This window comes from Desulfosarcina variabilis str. Montpellier, assembly GCF_048565275.1.
Lineage (GTDB): Bacteria > Desulfobacterota > Desulfobacteria > Desulfobacterales > Desulfosarcinaceae > Desulfosarcina > Desulfosarcina variabilis.
On sequence record NZ_CP159846.1, the window covers coordinates 7,496,729 to 7,516,498 of the forward strand.

Genomic DNA, 19,770 nt, shown 5'->3' on the forward strand with positions numbered 1-19,770 from the left:
TGCTGTTATAATCTTTTTAAACATCGTCGTTATATTCAAGATATTGTCTAACAGCATCCAGCAAATGCGGATAAGATGATTCTCTTTTTACTTCTGCTATAATATTTTCAGTATATTGCAAATCCACTATTCTTTTGAGACGTTCATCAGAGTTGATGTAATCATCTGTTATCAGCTCTTTTGGTCCCATAATAAATGGTGTTCGATCCTTTGAAAAATACACTGAAAAACCCTTGATTTCACATTCAGCAATTAGTCTCATATAATTTTGATATTTATAGTAGCTCATGTTTTTTCTCCTTTTAATTGAATTGACAGCAATTGTACTGTCCTTTGTATTTTGTTCCGAATTTAAAGGAATGTTGGAACCGGTTTCCGTCCGAGGAGATTAGAGCGACCCCAATTCAGGAGTCGCTCATGTTTCATCAGTCGCATTCACCAGGAAAAAACCGCAGTATCCTGCGGAAAGTTATTCAGCTGTCCAAAATCCCATCTTCCTGTGGATATCATTAGCGATGTCCCGTCTGTACAGTTGTCTTCCAGTAACAAACCGGCTTTCAAATTCCCATCAAGGATGATCAGGTCAGAAGGCCCTTTCATATTGCTGAGATCACCTCTACATTCCAGACAATTCAGACTTACGAAATAATGCTTTAGAGGGAGGCCCATTTCTTTTAAGAAAGGAGCCCTCCCCCTGCCACATTAATTTTCGGTCAATAAAAACACTCAAAACCGTACCTATAATTCACGCCTTGAGGAGTTACCAATATCTCCATTGCTGAGAGGGGAAATATACACTTTACATTTCCTATTGCATGTATCACCAAATTTTCCGATAGAAGCGGTGACAGTTCTTCTAAGAATTCTTCAAAACAATCTGTAAGATCCTCATCATCACCTTTTAACCAAAGTGTTGGCCAAACGTACCCTAAAATGGTAATGCTGCCATTATCAATTCGGTATTCGAGACCACATGAGAAGTCATATTTATCCAATATTTTTTTGACTTCCTCAATCTTGCCTTTTTTAATTTTTGCTCCGTTACTAGCCGTTACACCATGGAAATCTGCCATTTTTATCCTCCTTAAAATTGAAGTAATATGATGAAAATTAAATTATGATGACCAAATTTTCATCCGATTGAATTGAGCTATTCCAAGAAAGAAACTGCTCGTATTGTTATTCATCTCTATTCATTAAAAAAAACGCAGTATCCTTCGGAAAGTTATTCAGCTGTCCAAAATCCCTTTTGCTCATGGATCTTATTTATTCTGTCTTCCAATTTCAGATAGTGGTGTAGATTAACCATCTGCTTGACATAGGTACCGTCCGGACCGAGCAAATCGTCCATGGTGATACCGAGTTCATTATCAAGGTAGGCCAGCAATTCAGTTTTTCTCGGATATGTTGATATGGGTTTACTTTTGGGCTTCTCTTGGAAATATTCTTCGAGATACACCCGATCCGTTCTGTTGAGGCCTTTCTTCCAACGGTTCCACCAGGCGATTTCACCGAATCTGGCAGCTTGGACCCAAACGGATGAGTCACAGGAATAGATGGGAAAATTCGAAATAAAATCAAATTTTGTGTTGCCGAACAGATGGACCTTGATCCGGGTTTCTTTGAATTTATCCATAACATAGCTGAGGGTTCCAAAATCGGTAATCTGAGGAGACCCAAGAGCTACATTTTCATAACCTTCACGAATATAATAGTCGATTTCATCACTATGGATACTGTGGACGACGGGCACGGGATTAAAACCTGCCGTCTCCAAAAGCTTTTGATAATAAATGTTTGTATCAAATCCATCGTCACCAAAATCGCAGTCAAAATTATAGATGCGATCGTAATGCTTGCTGAAATGGGTCAAATAATCCTTATAACGATTGAAATTGACCTGGTGACTTGGACAGGTATCAAAAAGGTTGGGATACTCCCCAGAGTTGTAAAGATAAAATGTCCCCGAATCCAGATCGAGACTTGCACATTTTGATCGGTAGGGATCTCGCAATAACCTATCATCATCATTATGATGAGAAAAGGCGCGAAGAACATGAATATCCCTATCTGGATAAAGCTTCGCATATGCATTCAAGACTTTTGTGTTCAGTGCCGCATGATAAATTCTCATTGTAACCTCCAAGATAGAAAGGGTTCCCCCGATAATCAGAGGAACCCTTTTGTTGATTGTTATTGCTGATTTTCGTTACCGGTTATCTCCGTTACCAATCGCTTGAGTTCATTCAGACTTTCTGTCAATTCGTCGATCTTGCGCACATCAACCTTTTTGGCGCACAGACTGTGTTGGTTAATCCATTTGATTGTTCCAACAAGGGAGGTGGCTATCTTTGTAAAATTCATAGCCTTCTTTTGACCCTCAAACGAGACATCCTCATCATCATCCTGAGGAGCATTCAAGTAATGATCAGGGTCACCACCTTCCCGCTTTATTGCTTTCAAAATCTTTATCAGGTCGTTGTTGACATTCTTCTTGTCAGCTCGAAATTTCTGGAGCGTCTCAATCTTCACTTCAACACCTGATCTTTTCAGACGCTCGAAATCAATCGCCATGTCCACCGCATCTTTGTATGCATCGAGATCGATCTCTTCCTCAGGGTTGATTTCCAGGTTGTGATTTTTCAAAAGATCGCCAATAGGATCTTCACCGCCCATATCCTTTGTGGCGGATGCAAGGTGGAGGAGGCGTTCTTTGCCCAGATGAACATGATTGTCGATACCAGGCACTTTGGCCAATTGCATAAAGGTTTGGCGTGTTCTCGAGCTCATGAATTGCAGATTTTCGGCAGCCCACGTTTCCCATGTTTCCCCAATCGCTTTCACCAGATCTTTAATTTCGAGAAGCATTCGCCCTTGCTGAATTGCATATACGGAAAATGTCCCAACAACCCCGGCCCATGCTTGATTGTGTTTTGCATAGTATTTCCGGAGGATATCGCGTGCTGCATCGAGTTTCTGGCCTTTGTTTTCGTACTCGGTTTCACCATCCAGAAATGCATCGACCTCATCAATCAAATCAGCGTCACCAATGAGATCACCTTCATCCTCAACAATGATATTGGTGATTTCAGATAATGATGTGGAATCTGCGGTTAGGGCAAAGTCCAATGGTCTGACTGATCCTGTCCCGGTATCATCGATTTTTTCTTCATCCATATCGGTGAGGATATCGATTTCTTTTTCAGCTTCCACTTCATTGTCGATGGTCTCTTTGATCATTGTTTCTTCTCCTTTTTCGATTTCATTTTCGTTGTTGTCAGTTGCCATGGTTTTTTCGATTTGATCAGACATGTTTTGGTCTCCTTCGTTAATGTTGTTGGATTGAATGTTGCTCTCTTGGATTTGTTTTTTTTGGTTTTCCATTGCTTCCACCTATTCCATTTGGGTTGAAAAAATCCGCAGGATGCTGCGGTTTCATTCGAGAAACCCCTCAAGGACATCATCAACGAGACTGGCATCACGCACTTTCTGGTTGTGCATCCATTCATCAAATTCAGATTTCTTGATGCGGACGATCCTTCCAGCAGCCCCGACACGATAGTGAGGAATGGGGTTAACCGGGTCCTTCAACAGATCCCACAGGGTCCTGTCGGATATCCCGGCGTACTGAGCCAGTTCTGAAACCTTGAGATATTCCCTTGTCACCGTTGCCAATTCGATTCTCCTTTCATTCTGTTGTTGGTTCCTCACTATCGATGGTTCGAAATTAGCAACTGGGATGGAAGATTGGTAACCCAATAAAAACAGTGAGTTTGGATGAACTTCATCCAACTTTTTTCAGTTTTTTGGATGTGAAAGGAGACTGAAAATATGCAAGGAATCGAAGGCAAAATGTGTTAATGAAGGTCCAGAGAGAGGTAGGGGCGTAACTTTAACTTTCTGGACCTGATCAAAGGAGGTCAAATGGGAGTTAAAGTTCGAGAAAAACCTAAAAATTCAGGAGTATGGTGGGTATTTATCAACCATCAAGGAAGGAGGAAGGCGAAAAAGATCGGGAATAAGCGGGCCGCCGAGTCTGTGGCAAAGCAGATTGAGGCGAAATTGGCTCTAAGCGGCATGAATTTGCTTGAAGACAAAAAAAAGCAGGAGTCTAAAGCGTCCACTTTTGAAGAATACGCATCCACGTGGATAAAAGTGACCGTGCCGGCTACATCTAAACCTTCAACATTGAGGGATTACCAGGGCATCTTAAACAACCATGTTTTACCAGAAATCGGAAAGACACCGATCAATGAAATAACCAGGATGATGGTAAAACAAACCCTGATGAAAAAAATCAACCAGGGGTATGCCAATTCCACGGTGATTCACATAAAAAACGCTGTATCCGGCGTTTTAAATTTGGCACTTGATGATGAGGTCATTTCGGTGAATCCGGCCCACAATATCGGCAAGATTTTCAAGAAGACCCAGCAAAAATTAACGTTTGATCCCTACAACCAGGAGGAATTGAAAATATTCCTTGATACGATCAAGCAGTCTTTTCCGATCCACTACCCTATGTTTTTAACGATGGCAAGAACGGGAATCAGGTTTGGCGAATGTTTGGGGCTTCAGTGGAAAGATGTCGATTTCGAGAATCGTTTCATAAATATCGAAAGAGGCCTTTCCAAAGGAAAAATCGAAACGCCGAAGAGTGGACAAAGCAGAAAGGTGGATATGTCGCTTCAACTTTTCCAGGTGCTGAAAGAATTACGGCTTCAAAGAAAAGTCGACACATTGAAAAATGGTTGGAGTGGGATGCCGGAATGGGTTTTTATTTCCGGAAAAGGCAATTCCTATCATGAAAGCTATACGCGGCGGATTTTTTACAAGGCGATCAAAAAGGCAGGATTGCGGAAAATCAGAGTACATGACCTCCGACACACATATGCCACGTTAAGAATTACCAAAGGGGATAATGTCGCCGATGTTTCCAAACAGCTTGGCCATCATTCGGTAAAATTCACAATGGATATCTATTATCACTGGATTCCTGGCGGGAACAAAAAGGAAGTCGATGGTCTGGATGACCTGGATTATGGACGCAACCATCCGCAACCTATACGCAACCAACAAAAAAGGGATCACAGCGAAAAATCTGCAACCCCTTGATTAACTTGGTGATCCCAGCGGGATTCGAACCCGCGTTACCGGCGTGAGAGGCCGGCGTCCTAAACCACTAGACGATGGGACCATGTGCGAGACAAAACGCATTTATATAGAAAAGATAAGGCGTTGTCAAACACTATTTCCTAATCTGGGCGATTCAAATTTTGGTATAAATGAAAATAGGTAAGCTATGTAAACGATAGTTAATTATTACCTCCCAAAATTTGACCCCCTTGTGGGGTTGCCGATCTCACCGCATCTACGGCGTTAGATGTCTTTCCGCATAGGCGACTATAGCGCAAAGACATCTGCCTTGTATATGCGGCAAGCTCGACAATGGCCCAGCTTAGGTATTTCCGGGTTGGGCGTCCGCAGCCTCATCAGTAGCCGGTCGTTTGCCTTTGCGGGCGCCAATCAGGAAATAGACGACCACGCCGAGAAAGGGCACCATAGCCACTAAAAACCCCCACAGGGCCTTCATCTGAATCGACCCGAAATCCTTGCGGGCAATGTCCAGGATAGCCAGGCAGGTCAACAGAAAAAAAGCAACGCCGGTAAGAATCACAAACATGCCGGTACTCATGGTGGATCAACCTTTCAATTGTTCTGCAACATCAAGAATCGCGTTAACATAATACTTGCTGTGGTTGTAGTGATAAACCACCTTGAATGCTTTATCACGGGAAATGCCTGGTTTCCAGCCGTAATTTTTCAGGTAGGCGGCGATGCTGGGAATGGCGTCGGCGTGGTCAAACAGATTTATTTTTCCGTCATTGTTGCCATCTTTGCCAAATTTGGGAATGTTCGTGGGGATGAACTGGGAAATCCCCATGGCACCGGCATATGACCCCTTGATGGTGGTGGGATCCATGCCCTCTTTTTCCGTGTAGGTCAAAAAGGCCGTCAGCTCCCGATACGCCCAACCGGTTTTCTCGTCGGCCTTTTTGTCAAATTCATCACGGGGCATCCGCCGGTCGTCATCGGCCATGCTGTCCCAGATGATCTGCCGGGCCGCATTGTCGCGCATGGCACTCAGGGTGGCCAGAGTGTTCATCACCGACCGTTTGCCCGTATAGGTTCCCAGCCTTGTTTCCACCAGGATGATGGCGGTGATCACTTCTTTGTCCACGCCGTATTGATGTTGTGCCGCGTTCAGGGCCTGCCGGTGGGTTTGCATATAGTCGCGGGCCGAATCGATCGCCCAAGTGCGGGAAAACTGTTTATAGTTCAATGACGCTTCATTGTGCCTGAAATAGGCACTGACGCCTTTTATTTCAAAAGAGACCTGCGGACTGCTAAAGATCGTCTGGATACGGGCAGAATCAAAACCATCGGCGACAAGCCGTTTTTTAAGGGATTGGAAAGGATCGGTTGAATCGGCGGCATATGCCGGGATCATCACCCCCAGCAGCAAAACGCACAATCCAGCAAGACCACTAACTATAAATCTCCTTTTTATAGCTTGCAGAATAAACCTGTCCACCACTGTTTGTCTCCCCTGAAAAAATATTGATTATAATACAACGTGCTCTTTCTGCCGGTGGGAAAAACCGATCAGTTCACGGTATCCGGCATCTTTGAGCAGATTCCTTGCCTGATCAAAAGAGCGGCCCACCTGATCGGGTGCGTGGGCATCGGAACCGGTCACCATGGGGATCTGAAGCCGGGCGCACCAACCGATCAGTTGGGGGGATGGAAAGGCCTCCGCAACAGGATAGGTAAATCCGCTGGTATTGAGTTCAACAGCCAGATCCTTGGCCTGGATTTTTTTCAACAGCTCCCCAAAACGGTCAACGACCGATGGCGATGGATGCGTGTTGTATTTTTTGGGAAGGTCCAAATGACATACCATATCAAAATAATCATAATCCAGCATTGATTCTATAACATCGAGGTATTTGCCGTAAACCACGTCGGCGTCAAGCTCGCCTCGGCTCCAGCCTGACTGGCGACTGACTACATTCTCACCATCCAGAAAATGGACCGAGCTGCCCACCACATCCAGATCGAATGTGTTGATCACATCCTCACAATCACCCACATGCTCTGGGGAAAAATCGACCTCCAGGCCGACCCGGACGTCGATCCGCTCCCGGTATTGACGGGCCAGCCGCCTGGCCGCATCCACATACATGGGCACTTCCCGTGGCTGCATGGCATTGTCGCGTCCTGCTGTCTGAAACGTCAGATGATCCAAAAAACAGAGGGTATCAAGGCCTTTGGCCACGGCGGCGCGGACATATTCCTCCATGGTTCCGGTGGCGTGGTTGCAAAGGCTGGTGTGGACGTGGTAGTCGATCATAAGGTATATCCTTTATTTATTGCCCAGCCAGAAACAGAGCCTCTCACTCGATTTCGGCGTTGGGCAACAAATTCAAATCCTCAAAATATTACCAATATTCCTCCGGTTTGAATTTGTTGCCCGCCTTGAACTCGAGCAAGATTCACCATTTCTGGACGAGCAATGGTTATCTATCGAATCAAATATAGGCACGATCTGTTAAATGGCACGAAAAAGCATAAAAACCCTGTTTGTCTGCCAGGCTTGCGGGTATGAATCAGCCAAATGGCTGGGTCGCTGCACGGAATGCGGCGGCTGGGATACCTTTGTCGAAGCGGTGAAAAAGCCCAAGACATCCGGCGTTCGGTCCATGGCCGCCAAGGGCAATGCCCCGGTTCCCATCGATGCCGTGGAAATCGTCGATGAAGAGCGGCTGTCCACGGGAATCGGCGAGTTTGACCGTGTGCTGGGAGGCGGTCTGGTGGCCGGCACCCTGATATTGATCGGTGGTGATCCGGGGATCGGCAAATCCACACTGATGCTCCAGGCCCTGCACGGCATCGCCAGGGCCGGCCATAAGGTTCTGTACGTGTCCGGAGAAGAGTCGGTGCGTCAGCTGCGCCTTCGTAGCCACCGGCTGGGCACGGCCTCCCCCACCCTGTTGGTGGTGTCGGAAATCGATATCGATGCGGTGATGACCATGGTGGTAAATGAAACCCCCGACGTCCTGGTGGTGGATTCCATTCAGACCATGTTCAGCCCGGAAATCACCTCTGCCCCGGGTAGTGTCAGCCAGGTACGCGAATCCACCATGCAGCTGATGCTGATGGCCAAACGTACCGGCATCCCCACGTTCCTGGTCGGCCACGTAACCAAAGAGGGCGCCATTGCCGGCCCGCGGCTGCTGGAACATATGGTCGATACAGTGCTGTATTTCGAGGGGGATCGCAATCATGTATTCCGAATCCTGCGCGCCGTGAAAAACCGTTTCGGCTCCACCAACGAAATCGGCGTATTTGAAATGAAAGCCCAGGGGCTGTGTGAGGTGGCCAATCCATCGGCTGTATTTTTGTCCGAACGCCCGGAGAATGCCGCCGGATCGGTGGTCACGGCCAGTATCGAAGGCACCCGGCCGATTCTGGTAGAACTCCAGGCCCTGGCTTCCAGCACCAACCTGGGCACACCACGGCGCACCATCTTAGGGCTCGACCCCAACCGCGTGGCGCTCTTGGTGGCGGTGATGGAAAAGCAGCTGGGCATGCACCTGATGGGCCATGATATTTTCATGAACGTGGCCGGTGGAGTGAAAATTATGGAACCGGCCGTAGATCTTGGCATTGTAGCGGCCATTGCCTCCAGTTTTCTGGATCGCCCCATTCACAAAGACACCCTTGCCATCGGTGAGGTGGGCCTGGCCGGCGAAGTACGGGCCGTGGGGAATCTGGAAACCCGTATCATGGAAGCCCAAAAAATGGGCTTCAGCCGCTGCGTGGTCCCCAAGGGCAGCTTGAAACGGCTTCCCCGGACCCAAGGGATTCAGCTGGAGGGGGTGGATACGGTCGGCGATGCGATGGAGCTGTTGTTCTGACATTCAAATAACATCTCGCAACAAGTGACAACGCACTCATTATATTGGTGATTGACTATACTTGAACCGTTGGTTTGACTTGACTTGAACAGGGCGAAAAGATATGAAACGATCATCTCCGAAAAGGAATCGGTGGGCAGACCATTATACCCGTCAGGCAAAGAAAGAAAACTTTGCCGCCCGCTCGGTGTACAAGCTTCAGGAGATCCAGAAAAAGCGTCACATTCTCAAAAAAGGCGCCAGGGTTCTGGATCTGGGATGCGCGCCCGGATCATGGCTGCAGTTCGCTTCAAAACTGATCGGACCCGATGGCCGTCTGGTGGGCATCGATTTGAAGCCCGTGACGGTGTCCCTGACGGACAACACGACGGTCATCACAGATGATGTGGCTGAACTGGAAAGCCACCTGGCCCGATTGGGAATCGACCGGTTTGATGTGGTGCTCAGTGATATGGCACCGGCCACCACCGGCAACCGGCATGTTGACGAAGCACGGTCGATTGGGTTGTGTGAGGCAGCGCTGGCCATTGCCGACAAGGTGCTGGCCACAGGAGGAAATTTTGTTTGTAAAATCTTTCAGGGCGGTGAGTATAAAACGTTCACCGATTCCGTGAGACAGCGATTCAGCCGACAGACCGCAACCCGGCCCCAAAGCACGCGCAAGGCCAGCCGCGAAGTGTTCGTCATCGGTCTGGGGAAGAAATAAAGGAGGAAACTATGTCCGGACATAACAAGTGGTCTTCTATCAAACACCGTAAGGGCGCACAGGACGCCAAACGGGGGAAGGTCTTTACCAAATTGATCAAGGAAATTACCGTGGCCGCCCGCACGGGCGGCGGGGACTTGGATGCCAATCCGCGCCTGCGCACCGCTGTAACGGCGGCCAAAGCGGAAAACATGCCCAAGGACAACATCGAGCGGGCCATCAAAAAAGGCACCGGGGAGCTTGAAGGCGTCAGCTACGAGGAAAGCTCCTACGAGGGTTACGGCCCCGGCGGTGCCGCCATCCTGGTGGAATCCTTGACCGACAACAAAAACCGCGCCGTGGCCGACATCCGCCACATTTTCAACAAATATGGCGGGAACATGGGCGAAAACGGCTGCGTGGCCTGGATGTTCGATAAAAAAGGCTATTTCAATGTCGACAAATCAGCAGTGGGCGAAGAGCAACTCATGGAAGTTGCCCTGGAAGCCGGGGCCGAGGATGTCCGCGAAGCCGACGACAGTTTCGAGGTCATTACCGAGCCTGATGATTTCGATGCGGTCAAGGAGGCCCTGGAAGGTGCCAAGATCCCCTTCAGCGATGAAGAAGTGACCATGCTACCGCAAAACATGAGCCCGCTGGAAGGCGCCGAGGCCGAACGCATGATCAAACTGCTCAACGCCATGGAAGACTGCGATGACGTGCAGAAGGTTTACACCAACGCTGATATTCCAGACGAATTGGTTGAGGACATGTAAGTCAATTTTAGGCAAGCCATTGTCATCAAAAAAACCGGCATCGCCGTTTTGGCGACTACCGGTTTTTTTATCCGGTTATCCGGAAAGTTCCAGCTGATATCTGTACCAGCATGGTAGCGTGAATTTAACTGATCGATGGACCAGTGTTAAGTATTAGGTTTAAAGTGTTAAGGAAAGGTATCCTATCGATTCCTATATAAAATTAGATCCGATCCACCACTTAACACTTAACACTTGAAACTTAACACTTTTACCGAACAACTTAATGTGCTCAACGGATTCAATGCGCCCGAAAGCCCTTCCACCTTCCTCCTTCCACCTTATACCTGAACAAGCTATCTTGCCAGCGCGATCATACGCTCCACCGATGCCAGGGCCGGCACACGGATGTCCTCGGGTACTTTTACCTGACCGGACATGTTGGTAAGACAATCGAGAATATCCTGGGGGGTAATTTTCTTCATGTCCGCACAGATCATCTTGTCCGAAACCGGGTAGAATTTTTTACCGGGCGTTTTCTGCGCCAGGGGGTAAAGCAGGCCGTTTTCCGTGCCCACGATAAACTCGGTGGCATCGGATTCAGCGGCAAAGCGGATCATGCCCGAGGTGGAAAGGGCCGCATCAGCCATCTCGACGACTTCGGGGCGGCATTCAGGATGGGCCATGAACTTGGCGTCTGGATGAGCGGCCCGCGCCGCCTTCACATCGTCCACGGTCAACCGGTCATGAATGGGGCAGCAGCCGTCCCAAAGGTGAATGGTCTTGTCTGTTTGACGGGCCGTATTGCGGGCCAGGTTGCGGTCCGGGGTCATGAGCAGTTCCTTCTCATCAAGGCTGTTGACCACTTCCAGGGCATTGGCCGAGGTGCAGCAGATGGTGGACAGGGCCTTGACCGCCGCAGAGGAATTCACATAGGTGACCACCGGCATGTCGGCCATCTGGCCCAGTCGCTGGCGCAGTGCCTCCGGCGTGATCATGTCGGCCATGGGGCAACCTGCATCGGCATTGGGTAGCAGCACGGTTTTTTGCGGGGAAAGAATCGAGGCGGTCTCGGCCATGAAATGCACACCGCAAAAAACAATCACATCCGCGTCGGTATCGGCGGCCCGGATACTCAGTTCCAGGGAATCTCCGCACATATCGGCCAGATCCTGAATCTCGGGCGGTTGATAATTATGGGCCAGCAGAACAGCATTTTTCTCTTTAAGCAGTTTTTTTATGGTCGCTTGCATATGTTGATCCTTTAATATTTCTGATCAGACCCGCTGCCATGAACAGGCAGCGTTTTATTTATTCTTGGTTCATTTGCACCACATCGGCCCCTTCCGGGATCACAAATTTGAACCGATCCTCTGGCGGCACGTTGGCAAAATTGTAGTTTTTAAGTTCAATCCGCGTCTCATCCCCGTAAACGTTAAAGGTGATGATCCGAATCAGATCAAAGTTTTTTTTGGCAATATCCAGTTGCATCTCCATCAGATCCACCGAGGATTTATTGGGCACCAGTTTAAGGCGATAGAGCGCGGGATCAGGATCCGGTTCCTGGGATATCTGGAACCCTTCACGGATAATCTTGATATTGGATAAAAACCCGGCTCCTTTTCCCTTTCCGAAAAACGCCGGGGCCTTGCCGACCATGACCTGATTTTCCTCGGGACGATAGACCCACAAATCGTTGCCGTCGGTAATAATGGTCTGCGGATCGGGGACCACATATTCCCAACGCATCTTGCCCGGCTGACGGACCATCAGTCTTCCGGATGCCGTATCCGTGACCGCCATGGCTTTCAGGATGGATTCCTGGTCAAACTCGGCGGTAAAACCGGGCACGTTGTATCGGGCCTCCACACCGGCAATGATCTGATCGATGGTATTACCGGCGGCATCATCGGCAGCGTCAACCGTTGGGGGTAAAAAAATCGCACCGATGGTGAGTAAGAATGAGAAAACTATCATCATGGTCGAGCACCTGTGATTTTGGACTCTATTCATACACCGGTTCATAACCTCCCCTTTTTTGTCTGCACCCACCTTGGTTTGCAAAAAAATGATGATCTGAGTATCCCATTTAATACGGTTTGTAAATATGCCGGGCGTTTCAGGAATCCATCAATGACTGAACCGCGGCGTCAGGGGTATCAAGATCAGTCACCACGCGAAGTGGGGCATCCATGGGCGGCACAATGATTTCGGTTTTGCCGAACAACCGGGCGCAGATCAGATCGATCAGACGCATTTGGAAATTGAGCTCGTCCTGCGGGGCATGCGGAGCCCGTACCCCCTGAAGCATCAGCGTTTCCATGTTGGAATGGCGAAGCAACGCCTCGAAGCGTTTGGCCTGCTGCAGGCTGCGGAATAAAAACCGTTTATGGGCGGCCAGACGATCGTATACATTTTCGGCGTTGACGTCTTTTCCCAGCAGCGACAGGAAAAGGTCCATACAGGCCAGATAATCAGGATCATCATCGGCCATGCGTTCGAAAAAACGGCACAACACCGTCTGCTGGTCGGCATTTGGCCGAAGGTTTGCGTTTCTGAGCCTGACCTTGACCTTCAGTGCCATGGCCGGCGAGAGCCCCTCATCCATGCTTGCGCGAATACCCGGTTCCAACTGCCAGGAGAGGTTCAGCCGTTCCAGAAAACGGGATTTAATGTAGTCCGGCACCAGAATACAGGCCAGTTGCCTGCCGTCGGGCATTTTGATCCAGGCGCGGATGGGGCTGGCCTGCAATTGATCTTGCAGCGCGGTGCGGTCTTGAGCAGACCAGCAGGCCGCTTCAAGCAGCGGTTCCAGGGTCATTTGAACGGCCAGATCCGGAGAAAAAATCAGGTCCAGTAGGCTGTCGCGTTCACTCTCGCTTTCATCATCGGTTAAAAACGCCGCCAACGCTTTCGGCTGAGCCGGAAACAGTGCTGTTTCAATAAACGCAATAACGGATTCAGACAGTTGACCGCTGTTTTCCAGGGCCTTGATAATCGTCTCAAGCAATTCGATGGGGGCTATATGGGATTGATTCATGTCCTGTCTATAACATCTAAGGTCAGCAATTGTCGAGATGACCAGCAATTGTAATTTTAATGATGTTCAGATGATCGATTACGATTACGAGCACGAAAAACGCCAATACCCGTCGTGCTCGTGCTCAGCGAAGCGGTGCTCGTAATCGGAAAATTCGACATGGCATAATTACAATTGCTGCGAGATGACCCTATAGCAAAACAGGAAGGCGTGGCGGATGAAAAAGAGGTTTGAATACAATTTTGCGGTTGTCCCCAAAGCTCAAGCTTGAGACGGGAGGCTCCCTCCAAGGGTATCTTGTAATAAGTAATGCGTGTTAAGTGTTAAGGATCAGATTTTATATATCAATCGATGGGACACCTTTGCTTAACACTTAACACTAACCCGTTGATCAGCTTAATGCTACAACTAACTCCCGTATATGATTCGGTCGGCACCCAATCATCAACCTTGATAAGCCTGGGCGATCTCGTCAAAGAGCCCCTGGAGCGCTTGGACATCATCGCCTACCGCATCTAAATTTTTCTTAATCGCGGATAATTCGATACGCTTGGCGACATCATGTACATTCATCAGCCCCATATTGCCGGAAGCGCCACAGATGGTATGGGCGCTGCGGGCCACCTGCTCATCATCGCTGGCCTCAAGTGCATGCTTTAGCTTATCATAATCGGCCTTCCCCGTATCAAGAAACAATTCAATCAGTTCTCGATAATCTTCCTCGTCCAGGCCAATATTATCGGCAAGTTCCTTGAAATTCATGCAGTCTCCTTGTTAAAAACAGTCTTTTCGATAATGGCAAACACCGCCTCCCGTTTGATGGGTTTGGTGATGTAATCGTTCATTCCCACTTCCAAACACATTTCCCGGTCCCCTTTCATGGCATGGGCAGTCATGGCAATGATCGGCACATGCTCGAACCCTTTTTGGCGGATTGTCTGGGTGGCTTCCTTACCGTCCATTTCCGGCATCTGAATGTCCATGAAAATCAGATCATAGGCATCCGGTGAAGCGGTATACATCTCTACGGCCTCTATACCGTTGCCAGCCACCTCCACCTGATAACCGGCTTTTCCCAGCATGAGCTTGGCCAGTTTCTGATTCACGGGATTATCCTCGGCCAATAAAATGCGCACCGAATGTTTTAAATCCTCTCTGACCGAGTACTGGGTATGGATTTTCTCTTTTTTCTGCGATTGACCGCTGGCGTCATCATGTCGGTCGCTGAGCACTCGGCCCATCATCTGAAACAGCTTTTCCCGTCGCACGGGTTTGCTCAAGAACCCTTTGAATCCAGATTTTTCACAACGATGGGCATCTCTTTCCAACGAGCTGGACAGGGCGATCAAAGGCGTGGCCGATACGGAGGCATCCGCCGCATGAATTCGGTCCGCAACAGCATACCCGTCCATATCCGGCATTCGAATATCCGACACACACAAATCAAAGGGACTGCCGTCCGCATGCGCGGTTTCCAAAGCAGGCAGCACATCCTTACCACAGTTTACCACGCTGCAGGACATCTTTGCAGCAGCAAATATCTGTTGTAAAATCTGCGTATTGGTTTTATTGTCATCGACAGTCAGAACCCGCACGCCGCCGAGTGATACCGGTGGCATCCGCCGGGCATGCTTTTCTTCGCATTTGCCCAACCAGGCGGTAAAATGAAAAACACTTCCCTTGCCAATCTCACTTTCCACCCACACGTCCCCACCCATCATATTGGAGATCTGTTTACAGATGGAAAGCCCCAGGCCAGTACCACCGTATTTGCGCGTGGTTGACCCATCGGCCTGCTGAAAAGGCTCAAAAATGGCGTCCAGCTTATCCGCAGGGATACCAATTCCCGTATCGCGGATGGTGGCATGCAGTTTGACCGATTCCGGTTTCTCATCTTCCACATTTAAAGCGAGTTCAATCTCACCGGCCTCGGTAAATTTGGGCGCATTGCCCAAAAGATTGGTGATCACCTGACGGAACCGCAAGGGGTCCCCATTGACCATGGTCGGCATGTTATCATCAATACGGCATAAAAGTTCCACGGGAAGCTCGCCGATTTTGGGCCTGACCAGGTCGCAGACATCGTAGGCCAACAGTTCCGGATCGAATTCAATCTCCTCAAAATCCAGTTCGCCGGATTCGATTTTGGAAAAATCAAGGATATCGTTAATCAAGGATAGCAGTGCGATGCCACTGCGTTTGATGGTTTGGGTGTAGTCCACCTGCACATCATCAAGCTCGGTTTCCAGCAGCAGATCGGTGAATCCGATCACACCGTTCATGGGCGTCCGGATCTCATGACTCATGTTGGCCAGGAACTGGCTTTTGGCCATATTGGCGCTTTCCGCAGCCTCTTTGGCTTTTTTCAGTTCATCTTCAGCCAGCTTGCGCTCGGTAATATCCTCAACCGTGCCGGTATAGCGGCCACCCGTATCGGAAAATACCGGCTGCGAATGGACATGCACCCATCGATGCACCCCATCCGGACGAATGATCCGGCAATTCCTGGAAAAGGTTTCCATCCCTTCAAGAGCCTGTTCCCACACATTGGAAACCTCCTGCCGGTCATCGTCGTGGAGGAATTCACGCCAGTCCCGGGTAAGGCTGTCCACCAAACTGATTCCAAAGATTTGCTGGAAACTCGTATTGGTATACTGGCAGCTGCCTTCATTATCGATTTCAAACACACCAAAATGGATGGTTTCAGAAATCAACCGGAAGCGTTCTTCGCTGGCGCTGCTTTCTTCCTGAGCTTCACGGAAACGCCTGTTTTCTTCCTCCAACAACTTGTTTCTTTTTACCAGTTCCAGAAGCGTGTCAGTACTGGTCATGAGTATCGCTTTTCTTTTCGGTGTTAGGCATCAGGCAAACGCAAGCTGCCGTGTTGAACTTATTTTCTTCCGGCTCTTTTGGTAACCGGCTGGATTGAAACAAATGAAAAACAAAAAAACGAGATTCCGTCTTAAGTAATGTGATCTATATCGGCCAACAAAGGGGGGACTTTAACCCCAATGTTGGCATTTTGGGATGGCATTATAAAGGCAGGTTATATTTTTTTAGTTTTTCCCGCAGGGTTTTACGGGTAATCCCCAATCGCCGGGCCGCTTCGCTTTTGTTGCCCTTTGCTGAGGCCAGCGTATGGGCAATAGCGTCCTTTTCAATTTCTTCGAGCGGTACGTCAAACGGCGTGCTGCCCGCCAATGAAACAGTGCCGTTATCGGAGGGGTCGGCGGTCAAACCGGTAAAATCATCTTCATCAAGGCAGGTGGATCGGGAAAGGACCACAGCCCGTTCGATGGTATTCATCAGCTCCCGCACATTGCCCGGCCAGGTATGGTGAATCAACAGATCCATGGCACGGGGCGTGAACTGATCCACGGATTTGCGGTTTTTTTCGGCGAAATGGGATAGGAAATGAGCGGCCAGAAGCGGAATATCCTCCCGACGCTGCCGTAGTGGCGGGGTTTTGAGCTCCACTACATTGAGACGATAATACAGGTCCTCGCGAAACGATCCTTGTGCCACCATTTGCACCAGGTCCTGGTTGGTGGCGACGATCAGCCGGACGTCCACGGCGATCACCGCCTCCCCGCCCACCCGGGTCAGCTCCCGTTCCTGAAGCACACGCAAGAGTTTGACCTGCATGGAAATCGGCATCTCGCCAACTTCGTCCAGAAAAAGGCTGCCCTCGTTGGCTTGCACAAATCGGCCTTCCTTGAGACGGTCCGCACCGGTAAAAGCGCCCTTCTCATGACCGAAAAGCTCTGATTCGAGCAGTGTTTCAGTGATGGCGGCACAATTAACCTTGACAAAGGGGCCCGCTTCGCGGGGGCTGCTGTGATGAATGGCCGCCGCCACCAATTCTTTTCCGGTTCCTGATTCGCCGGTGATCATTACCGTAGCCTCGGATGCGGCCACCTGGGCCACGGTTTCCATCAGCCGGGTCATGGCCGGACTGTTCCCGATGATCAAAGGATAGCGTGATCCGGTGGCCAGCTGCTGTTTGAGCTGCTGATTTTCCTTTTTCAGCCGAATATGCTCGAGCGCCCGGTCCAGGGTCAGGCGCAGTTTGTCAAAGTCCAAAGGCTTGATCAGATAGTCATAGGCGCCTTTTTTAAGCGCTTCGACAGCCATCTCAACAGAGGCATAGGCCGTCATCAGCACGATGGGAATCGCCGGGTTGATGGCCTTTATTCGTTCCAGGGCCTCGATTCCGGACATGCGTACCATTCGAATATCCATGAGTACCAGGTCAACGGGCTCGGCCTCGACGGCAGCAATGGCGGATTCTCCATCGTCAGCCTCCATCAGATCATATCCCCATCCGCCAACAAGGGTAAACAGCATGGTTCGGTGGGCGGTATCGTCATCAACGATTAGAATGCGGTGGGATGTAGGCATGTTTCCTTCCTTATGGTTTGTTACCTGCCGGCCAGGTGATTCTGACCCAAGTTCCCTCCCCCTGCCGGCTGTGGATCTCGATCCTGCCCTGATGGGCCTCGATAATATTATGCACGATGGCCAGCCCCAGTCCGGTCCCGGTTTTTTTGGTGGAAAAATAGGGTTCGAAAACATGGGGCTGGTCTTTGAGCGGGATACCAGCCCCCGTGTCTTTCACTTCCAGGCCAATCGCCTCGTTTTCCTCATCTGTTACCCGGACGGTCAAGCGCCCCCCGTCCGGCATGGCATCCAGAGCGTTATAGAAGAGATTAAGCAGCACCTGTTTCATTTTATCAACGTCCATTCGGCTGAGACGATGCTGATCGGCCATTTCAAGAGCCACGGTCACACCAGCCGTCCTGGCCTGCTGGTCGATCAGCCGGAAGGCATCCTCAATCATTGGTTTCAGTGGTGAGGATTGCAGATGAAGACGCATGGGCCGTGAAAACTCCAACAGCTGGGTGACCACCCGGTTAAGACGATCAACTTCCTGGATCATGATCCGGGCGATTTCCTGATCCCGATCGTTTGCCTGGTACTTTTCCTTAAAATAGGTTGCAAACCCTTTGAGTGAGCTGAGCGGATTGCGGATTTCGTGAGCCACGCCGGCGGCCAGGCGGCCAACAGTCGCCAGACGTCGGTTTTTTTCCAATTCCTGGCGCAGGGCCCGCATTTCCGTCAAATCCTTAAACAGAATCACCCGGCCAAAGTGCTTGCCGTGCTCATCGGTCAACATGGCCGCGCTTACATCCAAAGGAATCTGGCGGTTTTCGGCCACCGGACAAAGCACCTCTTTTTCGACCGGGTCCCCGGCATCATTCAAGGTATCCACCAGCACTGCCGGCAGGGTTGCCCCGGCCTCCTTGCCGATCATTTCAGCCGCCGGTACCCCCAGCGTGGTTTCGGCAACGGAATTGAGAGCGGTAACGCGGCCTTTTTGATCCAGGGCAACCAAACCGATGGGCATCCGCGAAACCAGGTTGTCGGAAAACACCTGGACCCGAGCGAGCGAGGTACGGGCCGACCGGTAGTTCTGGGCCATGAAAAGCAGCAGCACGCCGGCACAGCCCACCAGCAGCAGGACTGCCGCCATCACCATGGTGTGCCGGACATCAGCCGCATGAGCAGCGTCCAGATCGTCGGTTCGGAAGCCAACAAAAATAACCATGGGAGCGCTATTGGTGGTTGGCGGATGCCGTGCTTTCCAATCCATCATGGGCCCCTCGGGCCCATTATGCGGTCGATGCAGCCGCCTGGCCAGCGGCGCAAATTTCCCAAAAATTTCAAACACCGGATCACCATCCGGCGAGGTGGTCCGACGCCAGGACAACGCCGGCGCCTGATAAACGGCATTCAGATCAAGACCTGCCGCGTATTGCCCCCCCACCTGATCGAACTGGCTGTGGGCAATCACCGTGCCGTCCACATGGGCCACAAGCAGGTAGGCAATGTCCGGCTGGGCGGCGGTTTCAACAAGCAACCGCTGCAACCGGAAACCACTGCCACCGCGCATTCCCATGCGTGTACCGGCTTCGAAAGACCGGATCAGGGCGGCCCCTTTTGCGATCATCAGGTGAATGCTCTGCTGCTTCTGGCGATTGATGGTCTCCATGGTCATCAATGCGACAATGGGCAAAAGCACCACTGCGGCACCGATAATGACCCACGGCGAAAATCCAGATAGCAGCATTTTATAACTTGATTTCAGGCGCATCCGTCTTAACCATTTCTATTCAAACCGGAACATTTTTACCCGGCCTGGCCAATAAGACTGGTTACTTTCTATCCAGCCGGATCGATAATGTCCACCGGCCGTATCGTGTGTCAGCCGCCATAAATATAGTTTTATCCATTTGATTTAGTAAGTTA

General features: G+C 50.0%; 19 protein-coding genes and 1 tRNA gene. 4 read left to right on the plus strand and 16 right to left on the minus strand.

All coding sequences use genetic code 11. The features are described 5' to 3' along the window. Positions 1-16: 16 nt before the first annotated feature. From Dvar_RS33785 to Dvar_RS33805, 5 genes are all read right to left on the minus strand, one after another. Positions 17-289 (minus strand): hypothetical protein, encoded by a 273-nt coding sequence (locus Dvar_RS33785; RefSeq protein WP_419657528.1) that lies wholly within the window; start codon positions 287-289, stop codon positions 17-19. 424 nt (positions 290-713) lie between these two features. After that, complete coding sequence (locus Dvar_RS33790) at positions 714-1,073, minus strand: hypothetical protein (RefSeq protein ID WP_419657529.1); 360 nt, start codon at positions 1,071-1,073, stop codon at positions 714-716. Between the two features lie 152 nt (positions 1,074-1,225). Then, a complete protein-coding gene (locus Dvar_RS33795; RefSeq protein ID WP_419657530.1) occupies positions 1,226-2,134 on the minus strand; it encodes a hypothetical protein in 909 nt (302 codons plus the stop codon). A gap of 59 nt (positions 2,135-2,193) precedes the next feature. Then, positions 2,194-3,384 carry a hypothetical protein gene (locus Dvar_RS33800; protein WP_419657531.1) on the minus strand — a complete coding sequence of 397 codons (1,191 nt, stop codon included), beginning with the start codon at positions 3,382-3,384 and terminating at the stop codon, positions 2,194-2,196. Positions 3,385-3,435: 51 nt separating this feature from the next. Beyond that, positions 3,436-3,666, minus strand: a complete 231-nt coding sequence (locus Dvar_RS33805) for an excisionase family DNA-binding protein (RefSeq protein ID WP_419664201.1) — start codon at positions 3,664-3,666, stop codon at positions 3,436-3,438. A 258-nt stretch (positions 3,667-3,924) separates the two neighbouring features. Here Dvar_RS33805 and Dvar_RS33810 point away from each other — a divergent pair, with 258 nt between their 5' ends. Further along, positions 3,925-5,115 carry a tyrosine-type recombinase/integrase gene (locus tag Dvar_RS33810; RefSeq protein WP_419657532.1) on the plus strand — a complete coding sequence of 397 codons (1,191 nt, stop codon included), beginning with the start codon at positions 3,925-3,927 and terminating at the stop codon, positions 5,113-5,115. A gap of 6 nt (positions 5,116-5,121) precedes the next feature. On the opposite strand, the gene Dvar_RS33815 is transcribed toward Dvar_RS33810, so the two are convergent. The 4 genes from Dvar_RS33815 to Dvar_RS33830 form a co-directional block, all read right to left on the minus strand. Further along, positions 5,122-5,197: transfer RNA gene (locus tag Dvar_RS33815), tRNA-Glu, on the minus strand. Between the two features lie 261 nt (positions 5,198-5,458). Further along, positions 5,459-5,695: a PLD nuclease N-terminal domain-containing protein gene (locus tag Dvar_RS33820; protein WP_419657533.1), complete on the minus strand. Its 237-nt coding sequence runs from the start codon at positions 5,693-5,695 to the stop codon at positions 5,459-5,461. Between the two features lie 6 nt (positions 5,696-5,701). After that, positions 5,702-6,511, minus strand: coding sequence for a lytic murein transglycosylase (locus tag Dvar_RS33825; protein ID WP_419657534.1), 810 nt, complete (start codon positions 6,509-6,511; stop codon positions 5,702-5,704). 114 nt (positions 6,512-6,625) lie between these two features. After that, the gene (locus Dvar_RS33830; RefSeq protein WP_419657535.1) at positions 6,626-7,414 is read right to left on the minus strand and encodes a histidinol-phosphatase HisJ family protein; all 789 of its coding nucleotides are present in this window, start codon (positions 7,412-7,414) and stop codon (positions 6,626-6,628) included. 202 nt (positions 7,415-7,616) lie between these two features. Here Dvar_RS33830 and radA point away from each other — a divergent pair, with 202 nt between their 5' ends. From radA to Dvar_RS33845, 3 genes are all read left to right on the plus strand, one after another. After that, the gene (gene radA, locus Dvar_RS33835) at positions 7,617-8,981 is read left to right on the plus strand and encodes a DNA repair protein RadA (protein ID WP_419657536.1); all 1,365 of its coding nucleotides are present in this window, start codon (positions 7,617-7,619) and stop codon (positions 8,979-8,981) included. A gap of 103 nt (positions 8,982-9,084) precedes the next feature. Then, positions 9,085-9,687 (plus strand): RlmE family RNA methyltransferase, encoded by a 603-nt coding sequence (locus Dvar_RS33840; RefSeq protein WP_419657537.1) that lies wholly within the window; start codon positions 9,085-9,087, stop codon positions 9,685-9,687. Between the two features lie 11 nt (positions 9,688-9,698). Further along, a complete protein-coding gene (locus Dvar_RS33845) occupies positions 9,699-10,442 on the plus strand; it encodes a YebC/PmpR family DNA-binding transcriptional regulator (protein ID WP_419657538.1) in 744 nt (247 codons plus the stop codon). A 335-nt stretch (positions 10,443-10,777) separates the two neighbouring features. On the opposite strand, the gene nadA is transcribed toward Dvar_RS33845, so the two are convergent. From nadA to Dvar_RS33880, 7 genes are all read right to left on the minus strand, one after another. Further along, on the minus strand, positions 10,778-11,674 hold the full coding sequence (gene nadA, locus Dvar_RS33850) for a quinolinate synthase NadA (RefSeq protein WP_419657539.1): 897 nt from the start codon (positions 11,672-11,674) through the stop codon (positions 10,778-10,780). Positions 11,675-11,732: 58 nt separating this feature from the next. Next, complete coding sequence (locus Dvar_RS33855; RefSeq protein ID WP_419657540.1) at positions 11,733-12,401, minus strand: LolA family protein; 669 nt, start codon at positions 12,399-12,401, stop codon at positions 11,733-11,735. A 139-nt stretch (positions 12,402-12,540) separates the two neighbouring features. Continuing rightward, positions 12,541-13,461 carry a hypothetical protein gene (locus tag Dvar_RS33860; protein WP_419657541.1) on the minus strand — a complete coding sequence of 307 codons (921 nt, stop codon included), beginning with the start codon at positions 13,459-13,461 and terminating at the stop codon, positions 12,541-12,543. A 444-nt stretch (positions 13,462-13,905) separates the two neighbouring features. Beyond that, positions 13,906-14,223 (minus strand): Hpt domain-containing protein, encoded by a 318-nt coding sequence (locus tag Dvar_RS33865; RefSeq protein ID WP_419657542.1) that lies wholly within the window; start codon positions 14,221-14,223, stop codon positions 13,906-13,908. Then, the gene (locus Dvar_RS33870; RefSeq protein ID WP_419657543.1) at positions 14,220-16,292 is read right to left on the minus strand and encodes a response regulator; all 2,073 of its coding nucleotides are present in this window, start codon (positions 16,290-16,292) and stop codon (positions 14,220-14,222) included. Before Dvar_RS33870 ends, Dvar_RS33865 begins: the two co-directional genes overlap by 4 nt. Before the next feature lie 202 nt (positions 16,293-16,494). Then, positions 16,495-17,862, minus strand: coding sequence for a sigma-54-dependent transcriptional regulator (locus Dvar_RS33875; protein WP_419657544.1), 1,368 nt, complete (start codon positions 17,860-17,862; stop codon positions 16,495-16,497). A 10-nt stretch (positions 17,863-17,872) separates the two neighbouring features. Further along, the gene (locus Dvar_RS33880) at positions 17,873-19,615 is read right to left on the minus strand and encodes an ATP-binding protein (RefSeq protein ID WP_419657545.1); all 1,743 of its coding nucleotides are present in this window, start codon (positions 19,613-19,615) and stop codon (positions 17,873-17,875) included. Between the last annotated feature and the right edge of the window lie 155 nt (positions 19,616-19,770).